The organism is Serratia sp. PL7 (assembly GCF_945957435.1).
Genome location: NZ_CAMFLB010000001.1, coordinates 2,415,595 through 2,429,650 on the forward strand (window position 1 = coordinate 2,415,595; position 14,056 = coordinate 2,429,650).

Annotated in this window: 18 protein-coding genes; 11 read left to right on the forward strand and 7 right to left on the reverse strand. The window is 63.9% G+C overall.

Features of this window, described 5'->3' with window-relative positions:
* Positions 1-37 precede the first annotated feature (37 nt).
* The 3 genes from N6G83_RS11695 (at position 38) to N6G83_RS11705 (ending at position 3,243) form a co-directional block, all read left to right on the forward strand.
* The gene (locus tag N6G83_RS11695) at positions 38-1,474 is read left to right on the forward strand and encodes a PLP-dependent aminotransferase family protein (protein WP_260515369.1); all 1,437 of its coding nucleotides are present in this window, start codon (positions 38-40) and stop codon (positions 1,472-1,474) included.
* 81 nt (positions 1,475-1,555) lie between these two features.
* A complete protein-coding gene (locus tag N6G83_RS11700; protein WP_260515371.1) occupies positions 1,556-2,581 on the forward strand; it encodes an AraC family transcriptional regulator in 1,026 nt (341 codons plus the stop codon).
* Positions 2,578-3,243, forward strand: a complete 666-nt coding sequence (locus N6G83_RS11705) for an epimerase (protein WP_260515372.1) — start codon at positions 2,578-2,580, stop codon at positions 3,241-3,243. Before N6G83_RS11700 ends, N6G83_RS11705 begins: the two co-directional genes overlap by 4 nt.
* Positions 3,244-3,253: 10 nt before the next feature.
* Here N6G83_RS11705 and N6G83_RS11710 read toward each other — a convergent pair whose 3' ends face one another.
* On the reverse strand, positions 3,254-3,676 hold the full coding sequence (locus tag N6G83_RS11710) for an NUDIX hydrolase (protein ID WP_141997555.1): 423 nt from the start codon (positions 3,674-3,676) through the stop codon (positions 3,254-3,256).
* 106 nt (positions 3,677-3,782) lie between these two features.
* Here N6G83_RS11710 and sseA point away from each other — a divergent pair, with 106 nt between their 5' ends.
* A complete protein-coding gene (gene sseA, locus N6G83_RS11715; protein ID WP_141997553.1) occupies positions 3,783-4,628 on the forward strand; it encodes a 3-mercaptopyruvate sulfurtransferase in 846 nt (281 codons plus the stop codon).
* Here sseA and N6G83_RS11720 read toward each other — a convergent pair.
* Positions 4,625-5,494, reverse strand: a complete 870-nt coding sequence (locus N6G83_RS11720) for a LysR substrate-binding domain-containing protein (RefSeq protein WP_025302028.1) — start codon at positions 5,492-5,494, stop codon at positions 4,625-4,627. The genes sseA and N6G83_RS11720 overlap by 4 nt on opposite strands.
* Before the next feature lie 105 nt (positions 5,495-5,599).
* Between N6G83_RS11720 and N6G83_RS11725 the strand changes: the two genes are divergently transcribed.
* From N6G83_RS11725 to N6G83_RS11745, 5 genes are all read left to right on the forward strand, one after another.
* Positions 5,600-6,169: a DUF4865 family protein gene (locus tag N6G83_RS11725; RefSeq protein ID WP_260515374.1), complete on the forward strand. Its 570-nt coding sequence runs from the start codon at positions 5,600-5,602 to the stop codon at positions 6,167-6,169.
* A 76-nt stretch (positions 6,170-6,245) separates the two neighbouring features.
* The gene (locus tag N6G83_RS11730; RefSeq protein WP_260515375.1) at positions 6,246-7,481 is read left to right on the forward strand and encodes an FAD-dependent oxidoreductase; all 1,236 of its coding nucleotides are present in this window, start codon (positions 6,246-6,248) and stop codon (positions 7,479-7,481) included.
* 68 nt (positions 7,482-7,549) lie between these two features.
* Entirely contained in the window at positions 7,550-7,810 is a 261-nt protein-coding gene (locus N6G83_RS11735) for a type II toxin-antitoxin system Phd/YefM family antitoxin (protein WP_016928576.1), read from the forward strand.
* Complete coding sequence (locus tag N6G83_RS11740; protein WP_049208921.1) at positions 7,770-8,117, forward strand: type II toxin-antitoxin system RelE/ParE family toxin; 348 nt, start codon at positions 7,770-7,772, stop codon at positions 8,115-8,117. Before N6G83_RS11735 ends, N6G83_RS11740 begins: the two co-directional genes overlap by 41 nt.
* 24 nt (positions 8,118-8,141) lie before the next feature.
* Complete coding sequence (locus N6G83_RS11745) at positions 8,142-8,654, forward strand: GNAT family N-acetyltransferase (RefSeq protein ID WP_049208922.1); 513 nt, start codon at positions 8,142-8,144, stop codon at positions 8,652-8,654.
* A gap of 21 nt (positions 8,655-8,675) precedes the next feature.
* On the opposite strand, the gene N6G83_RS11750 is transcribed toward N6G83_RS11745, so the two are convergent.
* The gene (locus N6G83_RS11750) at positions 8,676-9,188 is read right to left on the reverse strand and encodes a DUF2165 family protein (RefSeq protein WP_004939438.1); all 513 of its coding nucleotides are present in this window, start codon (positions 9,186-9,188) and stop codon (positions 8,676-8,678) included.
* Between the two features lie 134 nt (positions 9,189-9,322).
* On the opposite strand from N6G83_RS11750, the gene N6G83_RS11755 reads away from it, so the two are divergent.
* Both N6G83_RS11755 and N6G83_RS11760 read left to right on the forward strand, forming a co-directional pair.
* Positions 9,323-9,586 carry a type II toxin-antitoxin system ParD family antitoxin gene (locus tag N6G83_RS11755; protein ID WP_004939442.1) on the forward strand — a complete coding sequence of 88 codons (264 nt, stop codon included), beginning with the start codon at positions 9,323-9,325 and terminating at the stop codon, positions 9,584-9,586.
* Positions 9,571-9,870 (forward strand): type II toxin-antitoxin system RelE/ParE family toxin, encoded by a 300-nt coding sequence (locus N6G83_RS11760; protein WP_049295232.1) that lies wholly within the window; start codon positions 9,571-9,573, stop codon positions 9,868-9,870. The genes N6G83_RS11755 and N6G83_RS11760 overlap by 16 nt, the downstream gene beginning before the upstream one ends.
* A gap of 7 nt (positions 9,871-9,877) precedes the next feature.
* Here N6G83_RS11760 and urtE read toward each other — a convergent pair whose 3' ends face one another.
* From urtE to urtB, 4 genes are read right to left on the reverse strand one after another with little or no spacing between them, the layout of a single operon-like run.
* On the reverse strand, positions 9,878-10,576 hold the full coding sequence (gene urtE / locus N6G83_RS11765) for an urea ABC transporter ATP-binding subunit UrtE (protein WP_260515377.1): 699 nt from the start codon (positions 10,574-10,576) through the stop codon (positions 9,878-9,880).
* Between the two features lie 12 nt (positions 10,577-10,588).
* Complete coding sequence (urtD, locus tag N6G83_RS11770; RefSeq protein ID WP_015377102.1) at positions 10,589-11,395, reverse strand: urea ABC transporter ATP-binding protein UrtD; 807 nt, start codon at positions 11,393-11,395, stop codon at positions 10,589-10,591.
* Entirely contained in the window at positions 11,392-12,468 is a 1,077-nt protein-coding gene (gene urtC, locus N6G83_RS11775; RefSeq protein ID WP_025302022.1) for an urea ABC transporter permease subunit UrtC, read from the reverse strand. Before urtC ends, urtD begins: the two co-directional genes overlap by 4 nt.
* Positions 12,468-14,048 (reverse strand): urea ABC transporter permease subunit UrtB, encoded by a 1,581-nt coding sequence (gene urtB / locus N6G83_RS11780; RefSeq protein ID WP_260515379.1) that lies wholly within the window; start codon positions 14,046-14,048, stop codon positions 12,468-12,470. The genes urtC and urtB overlap by 1 nt, the downstream gene beginning before the upstream one ends.
* Positions 14,049-14,056: the final 8 nt, after the last annotated feature.

Genomic DNA, 14,056 nt, shown 5'->3' on the forward strand with positions numbered 1-14,056 from the left:
GGTTTTTTAATTCTTACCGCCGATGAGAGGCCTCTGTATGACACGCTACGCCACGCTGGCCGCCATTCTCAGCCAACGCATTCAGCAAGGGTTGTATCCGGCCGGCCATCGCCTGCCTTCGGTGCGCGCATTGAGCCAGGAGCACGGCGTCAGCATCAGCACGGTGCAGCAAGCCTACCGGCTGCTCGAGGAACAGCGCCTGGTGGAAGCGCGGCCGAAGTCGGGCTACTTCGTGCATACGCGGCGCGCGCAGGCCGAGCTGCCCGCTATGACGGCGCCGGTGCAGCGGCCGGTGGACATTTCGCAATGGGAGCAGGTGCTGGAGCTGGTGCGCAGCCGGCCGCGCGAAGGCCTGATCCAACTGGGGCGCGGCATGCCGGACGTCGCCGAGCCGACGATGAAACCGCTGATTGTCGCCCTGCGCAACGCCGCCCGCCACGGCGACCTGCGCAGCCTTTATTACGACAGCATTCAGGGCGTGACCGCGCTGCGTGAACAGGTCGCTCGTCTGCTGCTGGATTCCGGCTGCCATATCGGTGCCGATCAGTTGCTGATCACCACCGGTTGCCAGGAAGCGATCTCCGCCGGGCTGCGCGCCGTTTGCCAACCCGGCGACATCGTGGCGGTCGATTCCCCCTGCTTCCACGGCACCATGCAAACGCTGAAGGGATTGGGCATCAAAGCGCTGGAAATCCCCACCGATCCGCTCACCGGCGTCAGCCTGGCCGCGCTGGAGATGGCCCTTGAACAGTGGCCGATCAAGGCCATTCTGCTGACGCCCAACTGCAACAACCCGCTGGGCTACATCATGCCCGACGCCCATAAACAGCGGCTGCTGACGCTGGCGCAACGCCACGATGCGGCGATCATCGAGGATGACGTTTACGGCGACATCGCCTATCACTACCCGCGGCCGCGCACCATCAAGTCGTTCGACGACGACGGCCGCGTGCTGCTGTGTAGCTCGTTTTCCAAAACGCTGGCGCCGGGACTGCGCGTGGGCTGGATCGCGCCCGGCCGCTATCTGGAGCGGGTGCTACACATGAAGTTCATCGGCTCCGGCGCCACCGCCACCCAGCCGCAGCTGGCGATCGCCGAATTTATCCGCAGCGGGCACTATCTGCAGCACCTGCGGCGCATGCGCGCCCGCTACCAGCAGAACCGCGATCGCATGACCGATCTGATCCTGAAATACTTCCCGGTCGGCACCCGCGTCAGCCGGCCGCGCGGCGGTTTTATGCTGTGGATCGAATTGGACGAGGCGTTCGACACCCTGCGGCTGAACCGCCATCTCGAGCAGCAAGGCGTACAAATCGCCGTCGGCAGCATTTTTTCCGCCGCCGGCAAGTACCGCAACTGTCTGCGCATCAACTATGCGCCGACGCTGACGACGGAGATCGAACAGGCGGTACAACGGGTCGGCGCCACCATCCAGGCGCTGATGCCAACCGACAGTTTGGCGCAATCGGATTAAATCTTGACGCGATCGGATTATCGGCGCACGGACAGGCTGTTTTAGAGTAATGCCTTCTCTTACCACTGGCAGGCAACAACCATGAGCAGCGATCAAATTCCGGTTTCCAACGCGTTGGCGGTGCGCCTCGCGGCGCAAGGCGTCGATCTCGAACGGGTCGGTCAGTTAGCCGGCTTGCCCGCCGGGCTGCTCAGCGAGCGGCGCGTAAAAGTGCGGTTGACCACCCACCAGTTCTTCGCCGTCTGGCGCGCCCTCGCCCAACTGAGCGACGATCCCGCCTTTGGTCTGCGGCTGGGCGGCGACGTCGCGCCGGAGCATTACGATATCGCGTCAGTCGCCGCACTGCACTCCGCCACGATGGGCGAGGCCCTGCGTAAAGTCGCGCGCTACAAACGGTTGGTGTGCCCGGAAGAACTGATGCTGGAGGAAGATGGCGACAGCGTTCGGCTGCATACGCGTTGGACGATGATCGAGGACCATACGCCGGAATTGCTGATAGACACCATGTTCGCCTCTATCACCACCCTGTGCCGCCGTGGCACCGGTTTACCGCTGCAGCCCAAGGCGCTTGAGGTGACCCGCCGTCGCGATCCCCACTCACCGCTGCTGCGCCACTTCGGCTGCCCGGTGCGATTCGATGCGCCGCAGGACGTGCTGGTGTTCGATCGCGCGCTGATGCGGCAGCCGCTCATCACTTATGATCAGGACATGTTGGCGCAGCTGCTGCCGGAGCTGGAGGCCGAGTTGGCCGAGGTGTGCGCCGAGCAAAACTTACCGATGCAGGTGATGGCGATCCTCGGCCGCAGCATGCGCGGCCAGCGCCCCAGCGTCAACAGCGTGGCCGCGGAGCTCTATCTCAGCCCGCGCACGCTGCAGCGCCGTCTGCAACGGCACGGCTACAGCTACCAGCAGCTGCTGGACAAAACCCGCCACCGCACCGCCTGCCGCTTGTTGGCGGATACCGATCTTGAGCCTGGGGAAATTGCCTTTGTGCTGGGATTCGAAGAGCTGAATTCGTTCAGCCGCGCCTTTATTCAGTGGGAAGCGCTGACGCCCAGCCGCTGGCGCACTCAGCGTGCAGCCGACCATCGGGAGGACAGAGCATGAAAGTGATTATCTTCGGCGCCAGCGGCATGGTGGGCCAGGGCGCGCTGCGAGAATGCCTGCGCGATCCGCGGGTCAGCGAAGTGCTCAGCATCGGCCGGCGCCCGTTGGCGCAGAGCCACGCCAAACTGCGCCAGCTCTCCCTGCCCGACCTGCGTGACCTGTCGGCGCTGGAGCCGCAGCTCGCCGGCTACGACGCCTGTTTCTTCTGTCTGGGGATTTCGTCCGCCGGCCTGAGCGAAGCCGAGTATCGCGCGGTGACTTACGACCTGACGCTGGCCGCGGCTCGCCCGTTGGCGACGCTGAACCCGACGATGGTCTTCATCTACGTTTCCGGCGTCGGCACCGACAGCAGCGAACGCGGCCGCAGCATGTGGGCCAGGGTCAAGGGCGCCACCGAAAACGCGCTGCTGGCGCTGCCGTTCCACGCGGTGATGTTCCGCCCCGGCGCCATTGTGCCGCTGCACGGCATTCGCTCCAAAGTCCGTACATACGATCTGATTTATCGGCTGTTCAAACCGCTGTGGCTCGGCGCATTGCGGCTGTTTCCCTCGCAGGTGAGCAGCACCGAACGAATCGGGCTGGCGATGCTGGCGGTGGCGCGCCGGGAAACCGCCTTGCGCATCCTGGAGCCGCCGCAGATCAATCAACTGGCGACGCGCTGAAATACCGTCATCAACCGCGCCGCCGCCAATACGCCGCCACCCGGCGGCGCAGATGCTCGATGCCCTGCGGATGCTCAATAAACTGCGCCACCGGCATCATCCGCCAGCGCTGGCCTTCGTCGCCAAAGCGAATGGCGGCGATCTGCGCCGGGGCGATCTCGCCGGCCATAAACCAGGTCGGCGGGGAGTCGGGCAGAACGCCAACGTAGCGCCGCCGCCAGACAACCTGACATTCCGCGATCGTCACGCCGAACTCTTCCTGCGTTTCCCGCTGCACGCACTGCAGCGGCGTTTCGCCGTTTTCCCGCCCGCCGCCAGGCAGATCCCATTGACCGGGCCATGGAATGCCCGGCTTGTCGTCCCGTTGGTAAACCAGCAAGCGATCGTCGCACAGCAGCGCGATCTTGGCCCCGCCAAACGCCTCGTCCGTCATGATTTCTCCGCTCCCGGCCCATCGCCTTTGACCGAACATCATACTTCATCCCCGCGCGGCCTGGTGTATAGTGAAAATCCGTTTTCACAACAGGCGAACAATAACGATGAACTCTCCGTTTCTGGTGACTCCCCAATGGCTTGCGCAACATATCAACGATGAAAATCTGGTGGTGATCGACGTTCGGATGTCGCCGGTGGGGCTAACGCCGAAAAAGGACATGCTTGCCGAGTTCGAACGCGGCCATATCCCCGGCGCGGTCTATTTTGATATCGACGACGTGGCGGACAAAAACACCGCGCTGCCGCACATGCTGCCGACGGCGGCGGAGTTTGGCGCGGCGGTGGGCAAGCTGGGCATCAGCGAGCGCGATACCCTGGTGATTTACGACGAGGGTAACCAGTTCTCCGCGCCGCGCGGCTGGTGGACCTTCCGCAATTTCGGCGCCCAGCATGTTTACGTACTGGACGAAGGGCTGAACGGCTGGACCGCGCTGGGGCAAGCGCTGGCAACCGGCCCGGCGCAGCCTGCCCCGCAGACGTTCAACGCCCAGTTCAACGCCGACGCGGTGGTGGATATGCAGCAAGTGGAACAGGCACTAGGCACGCCGGTGCAAATTCTCGACGCGCGCGCCGCGCCGCGCTTTTATGCCGAAGCGCCAGAGCCGCGCCCCGGCCTGCACCGCGGCCACATTCCGGGCAGCATCAACATTCCGTACGGCGAGCTGCTGGAGAACGGCCGTTTCAAATCGCTGGAGGCACTGCGCCAAACCTTCAGCGACAAGGGGGTGGACATCAACGGCCCGATCATCACCAGCTGCGGCTCCGGCGTGACGGCGGCGGTGCTGGCGTTTGGCTTGTTGTCGCTCGGCGCGCCGCAGGTCAAGCTGTATGACGGTGCCTGGAGCGAATGGGGCCAGCTGAGCGGCAAGCAGCCAATCGCCCAAGATTAGGTTTCGATCCGCTCGACCACGATCTGCGCCAGCCGCTGCACGGCGGCCGAAGGCTGATCCTCGGCGCGGTGCAGCACCACGCCAAGTTGGCCAAGAGCGGGCAGCAGATCGGGGGCCAGCGGTGACAGGCCGGGCGGTAAGCCCGCCGCCGTGCGCACCGTGACGCCCAACCCGGCGCTCACCGCCGCCCAAACGCCATTCAGGCTGCGGCTGGTAAAGGCGATGCGCCAGGGAATACCGGCGCGATCCAGCGCCTGCGTCGCCGCGCTGCGCATCAGACAGGGCGCGTCGAACATCACCAACGGCAAGGGCTCATCCCCTTCTCGCCACGGCGCCAGCGCGAAGCCGGGCGAGGCGATCCAGTGCAGCTGCCGCTGCCCCAGCGCCTGATGAAACGGCGTGCTCAAACCGCCATCCCACGCCAGCGACAGATCCAGCTGGCCTTTCAGCACCCAGTCGATCAGCTCGGCATTGCGGGCGATGCGCGCCTCGATGCGCACCTTCGGATTGGCGCGCGCGAAGCTGCCCAACACCTGCGGCAGAAACGTCTCGCCGAAATCCTCCTGCAACCCCAGCCGCACCGTGCCCTGCAGATCCAACCCGCGCACCGCGGCGGCGGCTTCGTCATTGAGCTCCAGCAGACGGCGCGCGTAGCCGAGCAGGGTTTCCCCCGCCTCGGTCATCACCATGCCGCGCCCAGCCTTGCGCAGGATCGGCGCGCCGACCTGCTGTTCCAGCTTTTTCAGGTGGGCGCTGACCGCCGACGTCGAACGCCCCAGCCGTTCAGCCGCCTTGGCGAAGCTGCCCAGCTCGACGCCGGTGACGAAGCTGCGCAAATCCTCGAGATCGAACGTTATTCGCCCCATGCTGACCGTCCTGATTTTTTGAACCATCAATCAAAATAATACCGATTTTACTGATAAAGATGGCGTGTCACGCTCTCCGGGTCAATGTCTTTCCGGAGAATCCTTATGCTCGCGATGCAATACCGTTTCACCCTGCCCGCCGATTACGACATGGCGATCGTCCGCCGCCGTATCGCCGATGTCGGCCACCGGCTCGACGCCTGCCCGCAGCTGATCGTCAAAGCCTATTTGTACGCGCAGCGCAGCGAAGGCAGCGCCGAGAATCTCTACGCCCCCTTCTACCTGTGGAACAGCAGCGCCGGCATGAGCGACTTCCTGATCGGCGAAGGTTTCAGGGGCCTCAGTCAGGCGTTCGGCTGGCCGCGCGTCAATCACTGGCTGCCGTGGCTGACGCATTTCGATCGCCCTCATTTGGCCGAGGCCGCCTGGGCGACCTGTCAGGAGCAGGTTATCGCCCCCTACAGCGATCTGCCTGCGCTGCGGCGCCAACAGCAGGTGGCGCCCGGTGCGCTAGCCTCCATCGTGGCGTTCGATCCCGCCGAGTGGCGGTTAGTGCGGCTGGATGTCTGGCGTGAACCCCCGCTGGCAGGGCCGCAAAACGGCCAACTGTTCCGCGTCGGCCATCTGTCCGCCCCCTTTGACCACACTGCGCCGCGGGTTGACAGTCAAACTTGATATTGATAATCATTATCAACATTAAACATTCACTTGCGGCTCGCGGGATGCGGGCCGCTCTCCGGGGTCAACCGCCATGTCGTCATCACCGATCACACCTTACGCCACCACCTGCTGCATCGTGGGGGGCGGCCCCGCCGGGCTGATGCTCGGCTATCTGCTGGCGCGGGCGGGGATCGACGTGACGGTGCTGGAGAAGCACGCCGATTTCCTGCGCGATTTTCGCGGTGACACCATTCACCCGTCGACGCTGGAAGTCATGCATCAACTGGGCCTGCTCGACGAACTGCTGACGCTGCCGCATCAGCGCGCGGAATCTCTGCACGCCGAAGTCGCCGGACGCGACATCAAGCTGGCGGATTTCACCCGCCTGCCGACGCGCTGCAAATTTATCGCCTTTATGCCGCAGTGGGAGTTCCTCAACTTTTTGGCCCAGCAGGCCGCCGCCTTCCCCAACTTCAGGCTGCTGACCTCAACGCAGGTTCACCAGCTGCTGTACGACCGCGGCCAGGTGTGCGGCGTGCTGGCCGACACGCCGGAAGGCCCGATCCGCGTGCGCAGCCAGTTGGTGATCGGCAGCGACGGCCGCAACTCGGTGGTGCGCGAACAGGCGGCGCTCAGCAGCCGATCCTTCGGCGCGCCGCGCGACGTATTGTGGATGAAGCTCAGCAAGCAGCCGGGCGATCCGGCCTGGTCGATGGGCCACACCGGGCCGAAACAGAACTTCATCATGATCGATCGCGGCGACTACTGGCAGTGCGGTTACTCGATCGACAAAGGCAGCTTCGATGCGATCCGCCACAGCGGGCTGGAGAAATTTTTACTGCACCTCGCCGAGGTGGCGCCATTCCAGGACGATCGCCTGCAGGAGATCGTCGAGTGGGATCAGGTCAAACTGCTGAGCATTCGCATCGATCGTCTGGATCGCTGGGCCAAACCGGGGGTGCTGTGCATCGGCGACGCCGCGCACGCCATGTCGCCGATCGGCGGTGTGGGCGTCAACCTGGCGATTCAGGACGCGGTGGCCGCCGCCAACGCCCTGATCCCGCCGCTGCGCCAGCATCGGCTGCAGCTGAAGCATCTGCTGAGCGTGCAGCGCCGGCGCGAATTCCCCACTCGCGCCATCCAGTTTTTGCAGATCAAAATGAGCCAGCGCAAGCCGGGCGAACGCCGCGCGGCGGGCGGCTCGCGCTTGATCGCCCGCGTCGGCAACAGCCGCTGGCTGCCGCGCCTGTTCGGCCGCATCATCGGCCTGGGTTTTCGCCGTGAAACACCGCGGCATCTGTCCAATGAAACCTGCCCGCCGGAATAGCATTGGTGATTTTTTCATCGCGCCGTATAATGGTTAAATCGAACGATTTAATTAACTGGAGCGATTAAATGTACGCACTCACCGCGAACGAGGCCAAAACCCAATTCGGCGATTTGCTGCTCAAGGCGCAGCGTGAACCGGTGCAAATCAATCGCAACGGCAAACCGGTCGCCGTCGTCATGTCTGTAGAAGATTACCAGGCGCTGGAAGATCTCAAATTAAGCGCACTGCAGCAAAAAATCGCGCAGGCTACCGCCGAGGAAGACGCCGGTAAAGCGGTAGACGGCGATGCCTTCTTCAACCGTCTGCTCACCGATGAAACAGACTGAGATGCCCGCGTTTCGCCTCACCCCGCAGGCCCAACAAGATCTGCTGGCTATTCGTCATTTCACCATCGAGCACGGGGGCCAAGCGCAATCTCGCCGCTATCTTGAGCAGTTGAGAGAGGTCATGCATCATTTGGCAGATATGCCGGAAGCGGGTAAAGCTCACTTCCACGATCTGGGCGAAGAGATACGCAGTTTTCCTTACGCCAGCCATAGGATCTACTACCGCAACCGCCCTGCCGGCATCACCGTTCTCGCCATTCTGCATCAGGCGATGGTGCCTCACCGGCATCTGGAACAACGGCTGTAATTTTTCTTACTCAAAGGGGCACTGATGTTCACCGTTCGTCAGGCATTGCTGGAAGATTTAACGCAAGTGCGCGATATCGGCATCCGCACCTACCGCGCCCACTTCGGTGAGCTGTGGCACTACCCGCACGAGCTGGAGGCCTTTTTGGCCGAGGATTTTTCCGTCTCCGCGCTGGAACAGACGCTGCGCGATCCCGACGTGTGCTGGCTGTTGGCCTATGAGAATGACGCCCTCGTCGGCTATGCGCGGCTCAACGTCGACAGCCTGCTGGCGCCAACGCAAACCCGTGGCGCAGAGCTGCAGAAAATCTATTTCCTGCCGGGCCATGCCGGCAATGGCTATGGCCAGCGCCTGTTCGAACAGGTGCAACAGCGGGCCATCGAGCGCCGGCAAAAGACGCTGTGGCTGGAGGTGCTGCAACGCAACACCGGCGCCCAACGCTTTTATCAGCGCCAGGGATTGAGCATTTGTGGCGAGACCTGCTACACCAGCGCCCAGGGCTCGATAGGCATCTGGTATATGAGCAAGGCGCTGTAACCGCGCCCCGCTCCGCCGTCGTTAGCGCGGCTCCCGCTGCAGCATCAGGAACAGCAAGGCAAACGCATTGGGCGCCAGGTAGATCAGCGCCCCCAGCTGCACCGCCAGCGGATCCTTCTTGGCCTGCCAGGCCATAAACCAGTCGCCGGCGACCACCATAAAACCGACGCCCCACACCGCAATTGCGCAAAGCGCCCCCAGCATCGCCCAGGCTTTGCCCTTGGCGAAGGCGGCGTAAGGGCCTTTCAATCGCCCGATCATCAGCACCACGCCCGCGGCCGCGAATAGGCCGGCCAGCGTTTCCAGCGTGGTGATGACCGCCAACCCCAACATGCAGGCCCAGTCGGCGCGGATCGCGCGCCACATCAGCCCCGGCGTTTGATAAGTATCCTGCATGGCAAGCAGCGGCCCCACCGCATTGCGCGCGGTGCCGGCGAAATCCGCCGTATTGTTCAACAGGCTGAACAGCCCCCACAGAGCCGGAAACAGAGACAGGACGATGCAACCGAGGCGTGACACAGTGATTTCGTTCATGGTTATCCTTAATGAATAAACGGGTGGCTCCCGTCCTCATGACGGGACCGCTATTGAGATCCTGATAGTTTGACGTGCACAATGTAAGAACTAATCTTACAATGACGCAGCATAGCCGAAAGTGAGGAGGAACAATGGGCAGAACACTAACGGTAGATCTGGGTGACGAACTGCGTAGCTTCGTCGAAGACCTGGTGGCCAGCGGCGATTACCGAACGCCCAGCGAAGTCATCCGCGAATCCGTGCGCACTTTGCGCGAACGTACCGCCGCCTCAAAACTGGAAGAGCTTAGGCGCTTGATCGCCGAAGGAGAGAACAGCGGCGAAGCCGTCGAATGGGATCGTGATGTGTTCATGGAAAGAATACGGAGCAAAGCAAAAGGATGCGCAGGAGAGTAACCGTTCGTCCAAAAGCGTTGGACGATATGGAAGAGATCTATTTTTACGGGTTGGCGCACTTTGGCTTGCAGGTGGCCGAAGATTATCTGCGCCGCCTGCATCAGGCTTTCGATAACCTTAGCCACCACCAACTCGGCAGAAACATCGATGCAATCGGCCCCGGCCTATGGGTATTGCCCGTCGCCAACCACCTGATTTATTTTCGACAGCACAGGCGGGAGGTGAATATCATCAGAGTGCTGCATCATTCCCGCGATCCGCTCAGCCAATCCTTTTTCAGCTGACCCAACGTTAAATCGCCACCAGCGCGCGGACGCCGTCCTGTTCCATAGCGCTGCCGGCGCCGCGCTGCACGATGCTGCCGCGCGACATCACCAGATAGCTATCCGCCAGGTCAGCGGCGAAGTCATAGAACTGCTCCACCAGCAGGATCGCCATATCGCCCCGCGCCGCCAGCTGTTTGATCACCGCGCCGATCTCCTTGATCACCGAAGGTTGGATCCCTTCCGTCGGTTCGTCGAGGATCAACAGCTGCGGCCGGCAGGCCAGCGCCCGGCCGATCGCCAGCTGCTGTTGCTGCCCGCCGGAGAGATCGCCGCCGCGCCGCTCCTTCATCTGCCGCAGCACCGGAAACAGTTCATAGATCGGATCCGGCACCGCGCGCGCGTCAGCGCCGGAAAAACGCGCCAGCCCCATCAGCAGATTTTCCTCCACCGTCAGGCGCGGGAAAATCTCCCGCCCCTGCGGCACATAGGCGATGCCCGCCTGCACCCGCTGATGCGGCTTTTTACCGGTGATGGTTTCGCCCCGCCAACGGACGCTGCCGCTGCGCGCCGGGATCAGCCCCATCAGGCATTTCAGCAGCGTGGTCTTGCCCACGCCATTGCGCCCCAGCAGGCAGGTCACCTCGCCGATACGCGCCTCGAACGACAGGCCGCGCAGAATGTGGCTGCCGCCGTAATACTGATTCAATTCCTCTACCTGCAGCATGATTACGCCTCCTCAGCGCCCCAGATATACCTCAATCACCCGTTCATCGGCCTGCACCTGCGCCAGCGATCCTTCCGCCAGCACCTGCCCCTGATGCAGCACCGTCACGCGATCGGCAATGGTTTCCACAAACCCCATGTCGTGCTCCACCACCATCAGCGAATGCTTGCCCGCCAGCTCGCGGAACAGTTCGGCGGTGTAGTCGGTTTCAGCGTCGGTCATGCCGGCCGCCGGCTCGTCGAGCAGCAGCAGGTGCGGCTCCTGCACCAGCAGCATGCCGATCTCGAGAAACTGTTTCTGCCCGTGGGACAGCAGCCCGGCGGGCCGGTGGCGCTCATGCCCCAGCCGCAGGGTCTTCAGCATCTCGTCGATGCGGTCGCGCTGTTCGCTGCTTAGGCGGGCGCGCAGGCAGGCCCACACCGACTTACGGGTTTTCTGCGCGATCTCCAGATTTTCGAACACCGTCAGCGCCTCGAACACCGTCGGTTTTTGAAACTTGCGGCCGATGCCGGCGTGGGCGATCTGCATCGGCGCCAGCCGGGTCAGATCGACGGTCTGATCGTAAAACACCCTGCCGCTGTCCGGCCGGGTTTTGCCGGTGATCACATCCATCAGCGTGGTCTTGCCGGCGCCGTTGGGGCCGATCACGCAGCGCAGTTCGCCGACGCCAATGCGCAACGACAGATCGGTCAGCGCGCGAAAACCGTCGAAGCTGACGTTGACGTTGTCGAGCTGCAGCACCGGATCGGTTTGCTGCCGGTATTTGTCCGCCGGCAGCGGATGAGTAAACAGTTCGTCGGTCACTTGCATCGCCTTCATGAGGATTTCCTCCGCCGCAGCAGGCCAATCACTCCTTTCGGGAGAAACAGCGTGACGACGATAAACATCAGGCCGAGAAAAAACTGCCAGTATTCGGGAATGGCCATGGTGAACCAGCTCTTGGCGCCGTTGACGATGCCGGCGCCGAGCAGCGGCCCCACCAGCGTCCCGCGCCCGCCGAGGGCGACCCAAATGGCGGCCTCGATCGAGTTGGTCGGCGACATTTCGCCGGGGTTGATGATGCCGACCTGCGGCACATAGAGCGCGCCGGCCAGCCCGCACAGCACCGCCGACAGCGTCCAGACGAACAGCTTGAAGCCCTTCGGATCGTAGCCGCAGAAGGTCAGGCGGTTTTCCGCATCGCGCACCGCGGTCAGCACCCGGCCGAACTTGCTGCGCGCCAGCGCAAAGCCGATGGCCAGGCTGGCGGCCAGCAGCAGCACCGTCGCCAGGAACAGCGCCACCCGCGTGCCGGCGGCGGTGATGGGAAAGCCGAGCAGCGTGGTGAAACCGGTAAAGCCGTTATTGCCGCCGAAACCGGTCTCGTTGCGAAAGAACAGCAGCATGCCGGCATAGGTCAGCGCCTGGGTCATGATCGAGAAGTACACCCCTTTGATTTTCGAGCGAAAGGCGAAGTAGCCGAATAGAAAGGCCAGCAGGCCCGGCACCAGCACGATCAGGCACAGCGCCCAGGCGAAATGCTGGGTGCCGCTCCAGAACCACGGCAGCTCGTTCCAGGAGAGGAACGCCATAAACGCCGGCAGCCCGTCGCCCGCCGCCTGCCGCATCAGGTACATGCCCATGGCGTAGCCGCCGAGCGCGAAGAACAGCCCGTGGCCGAGCGACAGCAGCCCGGCATAGCCCCACACCAGATCGAGCGCCACCGCCACCACCGCGTAGCACAGGATCTTGCCCGCCAGCGTCAGGGTATAGGTGGACACCGCCAGCGGATGATCCGCCGGCAACAACGTCATGAACGGCATCACCAGCAGCGCCAGCAATGCCAGCCCGCCGATGCTCAACGCCAGCCGGGGCGCTTTCTGCACGCCGGTTACGGTCAATGGTTGGCTCATCAGTCAATCACCCTGCCCTTAAGGGCGAACAGCCCCTGCGGACGCTTTTGAATAAACAGAACGATCAGCACCAGGATCAGGATCTTGCCCAACACGGCGCCGATCTGCGGCTCGAGGATCTTGTTGACGATGCCGAGGCCGAAGGCCGCCGCCACCGTCCCCGCCAGCTGGCCGACGCCGCCGAGCACCACCACCAGGAACGAATCGATGATGTAACCTTGCCCCAGCTCCGGCCCGACGTTGCCCAACTGCGACAGCGCCACCCCGCCAAGCCCGGCGATGCCGGATCCCAACCCGAAGGCCAGCATGTCCACCCGCCCGGTGGGCACGCCGCAGCAGGCCGCCATCGCGCGGTTTTGCGTCACCGCGCGCACGTTCATGCCGAGCCGGGTCTTGTTCAGCAGCAGCCAGGTCAACGCCAGCACCAGCAGCACGAACGCGATCACCGCGATGCGGTTCCACGGCAGCACCAGGTTCGGCAACAGCTGCACGCCGCCCGACAGCCACGCCGGGTTGGCGACCTCGACGTTCTGCGCGCCGAACAGCACCCGCACCAGCTGGATCAGCACCAGGCTGATGCCCCAGGTGGCCAGCAGGGTTTCCAGCGGCCGGCCGTACAGGTGGCGGATCACCGTGCGCTCCAGCAGCATGCCGATCCCGGCGGTGATGGCGAACGCCACCGGCAGCGCCGCCAGCGGGTAGAGCGCCAGCCACTGCGGCGCAAATTGCTGAAACAGCCCCTGCACCAGATAGGCGGAATAGGCGCCGAGCATCAGCATTTCGCCGTGCGCCATATTGATGACGCCGAGCAGGCCGTAGGTGATCGCCAGACCAAGCGCCGCCAACAGCAGGATCGAGCCGAGCGACAGGCCGCTGAACGCCTGGCCGAGCAGATCGCCGATCATCAGGCGGTGCTGCACGTGCTGCAGGCTGCGCTGTGCCTCGGCGCGCACCGCGGCGTCCGGCTCATTGGCCGCGTCGGTCAAGGCCTGCAGCCGCGCGCGGGTTTCCGGCTCGCCCGATTCCCCCAACAGCCGCACCGCATTGAAGCGCACCTGCGGGCTGGCGTCGGCCAATTGCAGGTTCGCCAGCGCAATGCTCAGCGCGTCGCGTACCTGCGGGTCTTTCTCCTGCGCCAGCCGCCGGGTCAACAGCGGCAACTGCTCGCCCTGCGCCTCGCGCTGCAGCGCGGTCGCCGCCTGCAGCCGCACCGCCGCGTCCGCGCTGACCAACCGCTGCGCCGACAACGCGTTGGCAATCAGAATGCGCAGCCGGTTGTTCAGCCACACTTTCTTCGGCTCGCCAACCGGGGCCGCCTCACCTTCAAGCGGCAGATAGCGGTCGCCCTGGCGGATAAAGGCGCGCTTCGCCTCGTCGATCGCCACGGTTTCCTGCTGCAGCCCCTGCAGCAGCGGCAGGCGCGCGGCGTCCGGCTCGGCCGCCCACGCCTGCAGCAGTTTGGCCTGCTGCGCGCGATTGGCCGCAGCGAACTCATCGGCCGGCCCGGCCTGCGCCAGCAGGGGCCAGGCGCACAGCAGCCACAGCCCGGCGCGCAGAGAGGATAAAAACGGAGATTGCATCAGCTGCC

Coding starts and splice junctions, on each gene's coding strand:
- N6G83_RS11740 (WP_049208921.1), top strand. CDS start 7,770: ATGCCTTCTTCAACCGTCTGCTCACCGATGAAACAGACTGAGATGCCC.
- N6G83_RS11730 (WP_260515375.1), top strand. CDS start 6,246: ATGTCGTCATCACCGATCACACCTTACGCCACCACCTGCTGCATCGTG.
- N6G83_RS11725 (WP_260515374.1), top strand. CDS start 5,600: ATGCTCGCGATGCAATACCGTTTCACCCTGCCCGCCGATTACGACATG.
- N6G83_RS11755 (WP_004939442.1), top strand. CDS start 9,323: ATGGGCAGAACACTAACGGTAGATCTGGGTGACGAACTGCGTAGCTTC.
- N6G83_RS11710 (WP_141997555.1), bottom strand. CDS start 3,676: ATGACGGACGAGGCGTTTGGCGGGGCCAAGATCGCGCTGCTGTGCGAC.
- urtE (WP_260515377.1), bottom strand. CDS start 10,576: ATGCTGCAGGTAGAGGAATTGAATCAGTATTACGGCGGCAGCCACATT.
- N6G83_RS11695 (WP_260515369.1), top strand. CDS start 38: ATGACACGCTACGCCACGCTGGCCGCCATTCTCAGCCAACGCATTCAG.
- N6G83_RS11700 (WP_260515371.1), top strand. CDS start 1,556: ATGAGCAGCGATCAAATTCCGGTTTCCAACGCGTTGGCGGTGCGCCTC.
- urtD (WP_015377102.1), bottom strand. CDS start 11,395: ATGAAGGCGATGCAAGTGACCGACGAACTGTTTACTCATCCGCTGCCG.
- urtB (WP_260515379.1), bottom strand. CDS start 14,048: ATGCAATCTCCGTTTTTATCCTCTCTGCGCGCCGGGCTGTGGCTGCTG.
- N6G83_RS11750 (WP_004939438.1), bottom strand. CDS start 9,188: ATGAACGAAATCACTGTGTCACGCCTCGGTTGCATCGTCCTGTCTCTG.
- sseA (WP_141997553.1), top strand. CDS start 3,783: ATGAACTCTCCGTTTCTGGTGACTCCCCAATGGCTTGCGCAACATATC.
- N6G83_RS11720 (WP_025302028.1), bottom strand. CDS start 5,494: ATGGGGCGAATAACGTTCGATCTCGAGGATTTGCGCAGCTTCGTCACC.
- urtC (WP_025302022.1), bottom strand. CDS start 12,468: ATGAGCCAACCATTGACCGTAACCGGCGTGCAGAAAGCGCCCCGGCTG.
- N6G83_RS11745 (WP_049208922.1), top strand. CDS start 8,142: ATGTTCACCGTTCGTCAGGCATTGCTGGAAGATTTAACGCAAGTGCGC.
- N6G83_RS11735 (WP_016928576.1), top strand. CDS start 7,550: ATGTACGCACTCACCGCGAACGAGGCCAAAACCCAATTCGGCGATTTG.
- N6G83_RS11705 (WP_260515372.1), top strand. CDS start 2,578: ATGAAAGTGATTATCTTCGGCGCCAGCGGCATGGTGGGCCAGGGCGCG.
- N6G83_RS11760 (WP_049295232.1), top strand. CDS start 9,571: ATGCGCAGGAGAGTAACCGTTCGTCCAAAAGCGTTGGACGATATGGAA.